A 10886-nucleotide genomic window follows, 5' to 3' on the forward strand; every position below is an offset into this window, starting at 1 on the left:
ATTGCTACCGCGCGGTCAAGGTGATCACGGTCGGCGCGCGCGCCAGTGCAATCGTGGTCGCACCGCGCTCTACGACGCCCTGGTCGGTTGCATAGGCAGCCCCGCCGCCCGGTGCCTCGATCGACAGCCGGGCAAAACGGGTCTCGGGCGTGGCGGGGTCGAGGGTCAGTTCGATACGCCGCGTTGCCGGCAGCCACCGCGCACTGGCGATCTTGCCCGCCGCCAGCGTGATCCACTGGCCAGCCGGTGCAACGAACAGGCGTGCCCGCGCGCCGTCGCGCGGCAGGATTTCGAGCCCACCGTCGTTCACACGCACCACGCCCCCAAACCCCACCCAGCCAAGCTCCGGGTGCTGCACCAGATAGCTGGCAGCGGCATAGGCGTGGCCGAAATACCCCATGCCATAATCGCCCGAATAGCTGTCCCATGCCATCATATCGGGTTCGGAATGAAAGGCAGCCGATGCGAAACCTTCGCGATCGACATTGGTGATGCCGCCCATCATGCCGCCATAGGCAACGCGCAACAGGTGAAAGTCAGCTGGGTCACGGCGATAGGCATCGAACAGCGGCACGGCATTCAATGCCGAACCATAATGATGAATCTGCCGTTCAATCCGCTTCACTTTGCCGCCGTATAGAAAGTCCCAATAGCGCCTGGCGTTGCCGTTATAGCCCCAGTGCGGAACGGTCGGGTCATAGCCCAGAACGACCTCCCGGGTCACCTCGGCGGCATCATGATGGCCGAAATGCCGCATCCAGGCATATACCTCGGGCTGACCGGTGGAATCCCACGCCATCTCGCTGCCGAACGGATAGCGCAGGGTGAGCCAATGATCGGCACGCGCCTTCATTATCGCCTCTACCGCGTCGGCCTCGGCAACCATGGCTTCGCGCTTCAGGTCGGCCAGGATTTCCAGGAATATCTCCCCCTCCATCTGACCGAACTTGGCATATTCGGGCGCATCACGCTGCATCGCCACGGTCGTGCGATAGGCCCAGCGCAGATACCAGCGCCAGTCGTGGCGCTTGACCAGTCCGGCATGATTGCGGGCGAGGCGATACATGACCCAGTGGGCCGCGGCGACGTGCGGATAATTATACGACCGGCCCAGGTCAGCGGCACCTTTTTCGTCCCACGCGGCCCAGCTCTTCCAGTCGACGTCGCGGTCGTAATAATCACCGAAGCGCGCCGGATCGTACCAGAACAGGCTTTTCTTGACGCCGCCGATTTGGGGACCGTCGGCAACCTGCAGCTTACCGACGATCGTCTCATCGATCATCCGCTCAAGCTTGGCGATCTCGCCCGCGTCGGGGTGGTCCAGTTGTTTCATCGCGGCGGCGACCCAGGCGCCTGCTCCGCCCTCATCACTCATTCCCGCGATCCAGACACGCTGTTCCTGGGTGAGGATGCTGTCGGTCTGCCGGTCATAGCTCAGGATCGCAGGCGCACGTTTGAACGGATCGTTCGCATCGTCGAACCATTGGCGCGTGGTTGCAAACCGGCCGAGATCGGCGGACACCTGCGCCAGCGGCTTGGTGACATAGTAATGCACGCTCTGCACGCTGCCGTCGGCATAGGTGATCGCCACCCGCGCCCGCCCCCAGCCCGTCCCCGACACCTGCCAGCGCGCCCAGCCCTTTGGCCCCGCGACCCGGGTCAGCTTCAAAGCATCGCTCGGCGTCACCACGACGCTGCGGACGGCCTGCGTCGCCTTGATGAACAGATCGGCCGGCGCGTCGGTCGGCACGACATAGCCGGGAATCCCGATCGCTACCGGCCTCGCCTGTGCGCTCAGCGTGTGCTCGATCGCGCGAATCGATGGCGATACGACCAGCCGGACGCCAAAGCTGCGCCGTTCTTCCGGTGCCAGGGTGAATCCGGTCGCCGGGTTCCACGGCTGGCCTTTGTCCTCCGTCAGCGCGCGGGTTGCGACCATCCAGTTGTAGAAGCCTTCGGCCGTCTGTTCGCGCTTGGTCCGATCGGTGAAAATGTCACCCTTTGGTGCCTTCCCGGCCTCGCGAATGATGCGATAGGCTTCGAGCGGCGTGCGCCCATCGGGCAATACCAACAGCGCCGGGCCGCTGCCATTCAGCCGAGTGACCTGAAGATAGCCGGCGTCATTGCCGATATAGGGATCGACAAAACTGGCCTGCGCGTGCGCCCGTTCCAGGTCGCGACCCGAAATGATGTTGTCGAACACCATCGGAAGCCCAAGCGCGCCAACCTCGACAGGCTCCGTTCCCGGATTAGCCAGGATAATCTGCATCGTTGGCACCTTGCCATCGCTCAACCAGCGCCGCTCTATCGTCAGCGGGAACCCCTCCCCCATCGTTGCGGTGATGTCGGCGCGCGCGATCACGCCGGGGCTGATCGCGCGCGCGGCGACGGGGCGGCGCTGGCGCGATGAGGCGAAGTCACGCCATGGCCCATCGCCGCTGCGCAAGCGGATATGGACATCGCCGATATGGTTATAGCCACTGCCCGAGCGCTCAGCCCCCCGATTGCTCGGCAGGAAATCAAAGCCTGGTGCATCGACCGGCACCAGCCGTGCGAGGGTCTGACTTTCAGGGTCGATCGCAAGCGACAATTGGCCGACCCGGTGCAGCGTCGCCGGGATCGGAGCGGGTTGTGACACCGTCTGCGCGACTGCCGCCACTGCCGCCGATGCCACCGCCACCCCGGCAAAATATAGCGCAGCCCACTTCATCCCGATACCTCCCGACAAACCCAAAGCGGTTGACTCCGCCTACTCAACACGTATCGTATACGATATTCGAGGGAGATGGAAATGCTGATCGGTCGCCGCGCGCTCCTGCTGTCCGGAGCTACAGTCCCGTTGCTTGCGTCACCGCTCATGGCCGCCAGTGTCTCTGGCATGCCGGCACGCGCCAAGGCTTTCCCGCTATCGGCGACCCGATTGCGGCCATCGGATTATGCCCGCGCAGTCGAAGTCAATTGCGACTATCTGCTGCGCCTATCTGCCGATCGCCTTCTGCACAATTTCCACAAATTCGCCGGTTTCGACCCCAAAGCGCCGGTATATGGCGGCTGGGAAAGCGATACGATCGCTGGCCATACCCTGGGCCATTATCTGTCCGGGCTGGCGCTGACCCATGCGCAAACGGGCTGTGATGAATGCGTCCGCCGCGCCCATTACATCATCGACGAGCTCGCCCGATGCCAGGCGGCGAACGGCGACGGCTATGTCGCGGGCTTCACCCGCAAACGCAAGGACGGCACGATCGTCGATGGGAAGGAGATATTCCCCGAAATCATGAAAGGCGACATCCGCTCCGCCGGGTTCGACCTCAACGGATGCTGGGTGCCATATTATAACTGGCACAAGCTCTATACCGGCCTGTTCGACGTGATCGATCATATCGGTCCCAATCCCAAGGCGCTTGCCATTGCCACCGGGCTTGGAGGCTATATCGATCGCGTCTTTGCAGTACTTACCGACGACCAGGTCGAAACGATGCTGGCTTGCGAATATGGCGGCCTGAACGAAAGCTTTGCCGAACTGCACGCTCGCACCGGTGATCCCCGCTGGTTGCAACTGGCAGAGCGCATCTATGACAAGCGCAACCTGGACCCGCTGACCGAAAAGCGCGACAAGCTGTCAAACTTCCACGCAAACACCCAGGTGCCAAAGCTGATCGGCCTTGCCCGCCTGCATGACATTACGGGCAAGCAAGATCAGGCCGTCGCCCCGCGCTTTTTCTGGGAGAGCGTGACCAAGCATCACAGCTATGTGATTGGCGGCAATGCCGATCGCGAATATTTTACCGCTCCCGATACGATTGCTCAGCATATTACCGAGCAGACGTGCGAGCATTGCAACACCTATAACATGCTGAAACTCACCCGGCAGTTGTACAGTTGGGCACCAGACGGCGCGTTTTTCGATTTCTATGAGCGCGCGCACCTGAACCATGTGATGTCGCAGCAGGAACCGGTGAACGGCGGTTTCACCTACATGACCCCATTGATGACGGGCGCAAAGCGCGAATATTCGGCGCGCGACGGCGAAGAATTCTGGTGCTGTGTCGGCACTGGCATGGAAAGCCACGCCAAGCACGGCGAGAGCATTTTCTGGGAAGGTGACGATACGCTGATCGTCAATTTGTACATCCCCGCCGACGCCGAATGGAAGGCCCGCGGAGCAAAGCTGGGTCTGGCGACGGCATGGCCGTTCGAGGGTGAGGCCGAATTGCGCTTTGATACGCTCGCCAGGCCAGGCCGGTTCCCGGTTGCCCTGCGCGTGCCCGGATGGGCAAAAAACCATGAAGTGCTGGTCAATGGCAAGCCGGTGATGGCGGCGCAGGCGGGCGGCTATGCAATTGTCACGCGCGCCTGGAAAGCGGGTGATGCCGTGACGATCCGCATACCGATGGACCTGCGGATTGAACCCACGCCGGGCAACGACCGTGTGATCGCGGTATTGCGCGGGCCGCTCGTGCTGGCGGGCGATCTGGGCCGGGCCGATGGTGAATGGGACAAGCCCGACCCGGCGATGGTCGGAACCGATCTGATTGCCGGGTTCGCACCCGTGATGCCCGAGGAAGCGCACTATGCGACGCACGGCCTGATCCGCCCCGCCGACCTCAGCTTTGTGCCGTTCTATCGTCAATATGATCGGCGCAGTGCGGTCTATTTCAAGCGCTTCACCGAGGCGGAATGGCCCGTGGAGGAAGCCGCATTCCTTGCCGAACAGGCCCGGCAGAAGGATCTGGCTGCGCGGTCGGTGGACGTGATGCATCTGGGCGAGATGCAGCCCGAACGCGACCATAAGCTGACATCGGAAATATCCTATCCCGTCGCCTATCGCGGTCGCAACGGGCGTGACGCGCGAACCGGCGGGTTCTTTGAATTCACCATGGCGGTAAAGCCTGGTCCGCTGATCCTGCAGGCGACCTATTGGGGTGACGAGGGCAATCGCAGCTTCGATATCCTGGTGGATAACCAGATCGTTGCGACCCAGCGGCTCGATCGAAGCCGGCCGGGCAGCTTCTATGACGTGGACTATCCGCTGCCAGAGGCGCTGACGCGCGGCAAGACGTCGATGCAGGTGCGGATCGTCCCGCATGATCGCAATACCGCAGGGCCGATCTTCGGCATGCGCCTCTTCACGGCCAAGCCTGCGACGACGACGTGAGCGACGGCGACGTTAACGACGACACCGTCCACCTGACGCTGGACGCGGTGCGCAGCTTCGCGGTCGCGGCCTTGCTGGCGGTCGGCTTGGCACCAGACTATGCTGATGCCGTGGCCGCGACGATCGTGGCAGGCGAGCGGGATGGCTGTGCGTCGCACGGCCTGTATCGCCTGTTGGTCGCGGCCCACAGCGTCAAGAGCGGGGTCGTCGTGCCCGATGCGGTGCCGGTGCTGGAGCGGCCTGCAAATGCTGTTGTGCGCATCGATGGCGGTGGGGGCTTTGCCCAATTGGCGTTCGACATCGGACGACCGGCATTGGTGGCGGCTGCGCGCGCCAACGGCATCGCCGCGCTGGCGCTGAACAATATCGTCCACTTCGCGGCCCTGTGGCCCGAAGTCGAGGCGCTGGCCGGCGACGGCATGGTCGCCCTGGCCTTCACCGCCAACCACGCCTGGGTAGCACCGGCTGGCGGAACGCAGCCGGTGTTCGGAACCAATCCCATCGCCTTTGGCTGGCCCCGTCCGGGGGCCATGCCGTTCGTATTCGATTTCGCCACCAGCATGGTCGCGCGCGGCGAGATCGAGCTGCATCGCCGGGCGGGCAAGCCGGTGCCGCCCGACTGGGGGCACGCGCCCGATGGCAGCCCGACGACCGATCCGGCGGCCGTGCTGGCGGGCGCGATGCGCACCTTTGGCGGTCCCAAAGGATCAGCGCTGGCCGCGATGGTGGAGCTTATCGCCGGGCCGCTCATCGGCGACCTGACCAGTAGCGAATCGATCGCTCGGGACGCGGGGCGGCATGGATCGCCGATCGGCGGCGAACTGATCCTGGCGCTGGATCCTGCGGGATTTCTAGGCGCGGCGGCGGGGGAGCATCTGCTGCGGGCCGAGAAAGTGTTTGCCGGGATTGAAAAACAAGGCGCGCGCTTGCCCGGCACCCGCCGCTACACCGCGCGTGCGCGCAGCCAGCGCGACGGCGTCCACGTATCGCGCCGACTGATTGAAGACATCGCAACCATCACGGGGGTTACGGCATGACCATGAGAACCGCCTTGGCACTGGCGCTGCTGACGACGACAACGACCATGACGGGCATTGCCAGTGCCTCGCCAGTGCAGCGCACGGCACCTACCTCCGCCGACAAGCGCTTCAACCGGCTGGCCGATGCCGAATATGCCTGGCGCAAGACGCTGGAGGGGCCGGGCGAGGATGCGCCCCAGCCGGCCCCCGCCAGCCTGCCCGATGTCGGCCCCGCGATGCAGGCGGCAATGCTCAAACGCTGGAGCGACACGGTTGCCGTGCTTGACGCGATCGATCCCAAAACACTGACACCCGCCGCGCGCGACAACTACGCGGTCTATCGCACGCAGGTCGAAGCGCTGCTCGCCAGCCAGCGGTTTCGCGAATATGAAAAACCACTCAACGCCGATTCCAGCTTCTGGATCAGTATCGCCGGCATGGCCCGCGACACTTATCGCGACGAGGCGGCGCTTCGCCGCTATCTGACGCAATTGTCGCAATTGCCACGTTTTTACGATCAGCAAATCACCAATATGCGCGCCGGCCTGAAGCGCAGCTTTACCCCCCCGCGCATCACGTTGCAGGGCCGCGACATCGGCGTCGCCGAAGTGGTGAAGGCCGGCAATGGCGAGGATTCGCCCTTTTACGCGCCATTCAAGAAACTGCCGACGACGATACCGATCGAAACGCAGGCGGCGTTGCGCGCCGAGGCGAAGCGCGTGATCGCAGCGGCGGTGGTCCCCGCCCACGCCACGCTGCTGACCTTCCTGCGCGACGAATATATTCCAGGCGCGCGCACCACGCTCGCTGCCTATGACATGCCTGACGGGCGCGCTTATTATACGTCCAAGGTCCGTGAATATGTCACCCGCGACCTGACCGCCGATCAGGTCCACGCGATCGGCTTGGCCGAGGTCGCAAAGATCCGCGCGCGGATGGGCGAAACCATGAAACAGGCAAAATGGCAGGGCGATCTGCCGGCCTTTCTGGACTTTCTGCGCACCGATCCGCAATTTTACGTGAAGGACCCGCAGGAGCTGCTCAACCGCGCGGCGTGGATCGCCAAGACGTTCGACGGCAAGGCCAGCCAATGGTTCGGCCGCATGCCCCGCGCGCGCTTCGCGATCAAGCCGGTGCCGGCCGATCTTGCCCCCTTCTACACCGCAGGGCGCGGTGGTCCGGGCATCTATATGCTGAACACCTATGACCTCCCGGCCCGGCCGCTATATTCGCTGCCTGCGCTGACACTGCACGAAAGCGCGCCGGGCCACGCATTCCAGATGCCGTTCGCGGCCGAGCTGACCGACTTGCCCGCCTATCGCCGCGAAACCTATCTGTCGGCCTATGGCGAGGGTTGGGCGCTGTATAGCGAGGCGCTGGGCGAAGACATGGGGATGTACGAAACGCCATATGAGGTATTCGGCATGCTCAGCTACCAGATGTGGCGGGCGGCGCGGCTGGTGGTCGATACCGGGATTCATGCCAAAGGTTGGTCGCGCGAGCGGGCGCAGGCCTTTCTGCGGGACAACACCGCGCTGTCGAACCACGAAATCACGACCGAGGTCGATCGCTATATCGCGTGGCCGGGCCAGGCGCTTAGCTATTATATGGGCGAACTGGCGTTCCTGGCCGGACGCGACAAGGCCAGGCAGGCACTCACGACCAAATTCGATCACCGGGCCTTCCACGATGCCATGCTCAGCTTGGGCTCGGTGCCGTTGCCATTGGTTGACGCACAGGTCGACCGCTTCATCGCGGGAGGCGGCAAGGGGCCGTATCCGTTGCCATGACTGCCCCAGGCATCAGCCGTCGCGCGCTATTGCTGGCCGGCGCGGCGATCGCAGTAACGGTGCGAGGCGAGGCGGTTGGCGCGAACACGGTGCCTGCGCCTCGCCGCGTGACCAGCGCGCTGATCGGGCGCGGATCACCGTTCGTCGTTGGAACCGATGATGGCGCGATCACCAGCCTGCGCTTCGATGGCGACCGGCATGACACCGATTATGTCCGTGCCGGCGATGCCCTGGGCCATGTCCATGCGCGCGTTCGACTGGGCGCGCAGTGGCATTCGCTCGATACCCGTAGCGGCTCGGCGCTGGGCGTTGGCGAACAGGGCAAGGCCGAACGGCAGGTCGCCGCGCACGGCGCGACGCTCGGATCGCGGCTGGTGCTCGACGGCGCCATGCTGCGCTGGGACATCACGGTCACCGCCGGCGACTCGGCGGTCGAGGTCGGTGACTTGTTCATACCGCTCCCGATGCCGACGCAGTTCCTGGCGAAGCGGCCGCCAACCGAAGCGGTGATGAAGCACAGCTTCGTTTCAGGCCACGGATCCCATGTGTTCTGGATGCGCTCGAACAGCGTCGGGCCATATCTGATGATGCTGCCCGATCGCGGCACCGCGCTGGAATATTGGAACGTCCAGAAGCTGGACGGCGATACCGGCCCCGCGACGTGGTGCGCCTATCTCCATGCCGGTGCCGCTGCTGCGGACACCGCGGCGCGGGGCACCAATTGGCGCCAGCCAACCGCCTCGCTGCGGCTCGAAGCGGGTGAGACGCGGCGATATGCATTTCGTTTTCAGTGGGTTGCCGATTATGCTGCCGCGCGCGCCGCCATCGTCGCTGCCGGGCTGGTCGATGTGGAAGTCGCGCCGGGCATGACCGTGCCAAGCGATCTGCAGGTCGATGTGGCGCTCGCCTCCGTCGATCCGGTCGACCGGCTGGTGGCCGAATATCCTGCACAGACCATGATCACGCGGCTGCCCGATCGTGCCGGACGGCGTTTGTGGCGCGTCCGTTTCGAACGGCCCGGAGAGAATCGGCTGACCATCGAGCAAGCGGGCGGTCGGCGGACCTATCTCGAGTTTTTCGCCACCGAGCCCGTTGAGACGATGATGAAGAAGCGCGCCGCCTTCATCGTCCGCCGTCAGCATCGCGATGCCACCAAATGGTATGATGGCCTGTTCGGCGAATGGGCGATGGACACCGGCGTGCTGCTCGGCCCCGATAATTACGACCGGATCAAGGGCTGGCGTATCTACGAGGTCACGTGCGACGACCCTGGCCTCAGCAAACCTGCCTATCTCGCCACCAAAAATGCCGAACATCCCGACGCAAGCGAAGTCGCGGCGCTCGATCATTATGTCGCGAACTTCGTCTGGGGCGGGCTGCAAATGACAACGACCGAGGGGCACCCCTATGCCATTTATGGCATTCCCGATTGGAAGCAGAACCGCGAAAGCGCCGATCGGGGGCCGAAGGGTCGGCTGCATATCTGGCGCCCCTATGATTATCCGCACATCTTCGCGATGTATCATGCGTTGTACCGGATCGCGCGCGATCATCCGGGCGTGCCCACAAGCCTGACCGCGCGCGATTACCTGTCGCGTGCCGCCGGCACCGCGATCGCGATGTTCGTCGTGCCGATGGCGATCGAAAAATGGTCGGCCTGTGAAACCGGCTTCTACAATGAATGCGTGATCCCGGCATTGATCGACGACCTGCGCGCCGCCAGCATGGCGCAACAGGCCGATATTTTGGAGGCGCATTGGGCAAAAAAGGTCCGTCGCTTCGTCGCCGGGGCGGTTGATCTGTTCGGGTCCGAATATCCGTTCGATTCGACCGGGTTTGAAAGCACGCAGGCGCTCGCGCGCAGCGCAATGGACCGATCGGCGGCGATGAGCGTCTCACCCGCCGCCGCGCGGGCCTTCGCCGACCGCCAGGCAGCGGCGAACATCTTCTGCCGCGGTTGGCTGGAGCCGGCCTATTATTATCTCGGCAGCGATTATCGCGCGAATGCAGGCGACACCTTCACGCTGAGCTACATGTCGCAGATGGGCGGTTGGGCGCTGCTCGACCGCGCGCTCAACGACATCGACGACCCGCATTCCCTGCTGCGACTGGGCTATGCGTCGCAATTGTCGGCCTGGGCGTTGCTCAACAGTGGGCCGGCTGCAACCGGATATGGATATTGGTATCCGGGCGAAGCGAATGACGGCGCGGCGGGCGGCGGGTTTGAACCCGCGCCTGAGGGCATGACATGGCTCGATCAGCCGCATCAGCGCGGACCATGGTATTATTCATGCGAAACCGATCTTGGTTTTTGCGGCGCACTGCGCGCCGCGCGAACCATCGTCGCCGATGATCCGGTGTTCGGACGCATCGCCTTTGGCGGCCAATTGGATGGCGCATCGGTCGAACCACGCGACGGCGTGCGGCGTCGGTTGAGCCTCCGGCTGGACGGGACGGCGCTGGATGTCGAACTGATCAATGCCCGTTTTGCCGCGAAACGCCCCATCAATCTAGATACCGAAAACAGTGCTATCGTGTTTCAGCCCGAGTTTTTCGATCCAGCGGCCCAAGAAGTGGCGCTGCGTTACCGGCTAGAGAAGAGCCATTGGATCGACCGCCGCTTACCGATCATCGGCGGCGAATGTCGATTGGCGTACCGAACCGCCCGGCTCGTGCCATGACCGGGCACACGAGGTGACGAGCTAAATCGCACACCCATCAGCGCACATCCTTATTGCTGCATTGAAGCGAACCGCGTCATGCCGGCAACCTTGGCGTAGCGAGTGGCAGAAGGCCTCAGGCTTGCCGAATACTTCGGCACCTGAGAAGACTATAGTACCATTCTTAGTTTTTTCAGATCGAATAATCTCGGGTTGTCGATGCCTTGTTTAACAGGCTGCTGAAAAATCCCACGGTTTG

At 63.5% G+C, this 10886-nt stretch carries 5 protein-coding genes; 4 read left to right on the forward strand and 1 reads right to left on the reverse strand.

Features of this window, described 5'->3' with window-relative positions:
- Positions 1-4: 4 nt before the first annotated feature.
- A complete protein-coding gene (locus tag QU44_RS13405; RefSeq protein WP_033922815.1) occupies positions 5-2710 on the reverse strand; it encodes a DUF5695 domain-containing protein in 2706 nt (901 codons plus the stop codon).
- A gap of 147 nt (positions 2711-2857) precedes the next feature.
- Between QU44_RS13405 and QU44_RS13410 the strand changes: the two genes are divergently transcribed.
- Genes QU44_RS13410 through QU44_RS13425 form a run of 4 tightly spaced genes read left to right on the forward strand, consistent with a single transcriptional unit; the run spans position 2858 to position 10648 of the window.
- Positions 2858-5158 (forward strand): glycoside hydrolase family 127 protein, encoded by a 2301-nt coding sequence (locus QU44_RS13410; protein WP_231621744.1) that lies wholly within the window; start codon positions 2858-2860, stop codon positions 5156-5158.
- Positions 5155-6195 (forward strand): Ldh family oxidoreductase, encoded by a 1041-nt coding sequence (locus tag QU44_RS13415; RefSeq protein WP_033922816.1) that lies wholly within the window; start codon positions 5155-5157, stop codon positions 6193-6195. The genes QU44_RS13410 and QU44_RS13415 overlap by 4 nt, the downstream gene beginning before the upstream one ends.
- Positions 6192-7967 (forward strand): DUF885 domain-containing protein, encoded by a 1776-nt coding sequence (locus tag QU44_RS13420; RefSeq protein ID WP_033922817.1) that lies wholly within the window; start codon positions 6192-6194, stop codon positions 7965-7967. Before QU44_RS13415 ends, QU44_RS13420 begins: the two co-directional genes overlap by 4 nt.
- Complete coding sequence (locus QU44_RS13425) at positions 7964-10648, forward strand: DUF5695 domain-containing protein (RefSeq protein WP_156141188.1); 2685 nt, start codon at positions 7964-7966, stop codon at positions 10646-10648. Before QU44_RS13420 ends, QU44_RS13425 begins: the two co-directional genes overlap by 4 nt.
- The last annotated feature ends 238 nt before the right edge of the window (positions 10649-10886 follow it).

It is taken from the genome of Sphingomonas sp. 37zxx (genome assembly GCF_000786205.1).
Taxonomy (GTDB): Bacteria; Pseudomonadota; Alphaproteobacteria; order Sphingomonadales; family Sphingomonadaceae; genus Sphingomonas.

Excerpts from the sequence above, each read along its gene's own strand:
- QU44_RS13405 (WP_033922815.1), bottom strand. The coding sequence starts at position 2,710 with ATGAAGTGGGCTGCGCTATATTTTGCCGGGGTGGCGGTGGCATCGGCG.
- QU44_RS13410 (WP_231621744.1), top strand. The coding sequence starts at position 2,858 with ATGGCCGCCAGTGTCTCTGGCATGCCGGCACGCGCCAAGGCTTTCCCG.
- QU44_RS13420 (WP_033922817.1), top strand. The coding sequence starts at position 6,192 with ATGACCATGAGAACCGCCTTGGCACTGGCGCTGCTGACGACGACAACG.
- QU44_RS13425 (WP_156141188.1), top strand. The coding sequence starts at position 7,964 with ATGACTGCCCCAGGCATCAGCCGTCGCGCGCTATTGCTGGCCGGCGCG.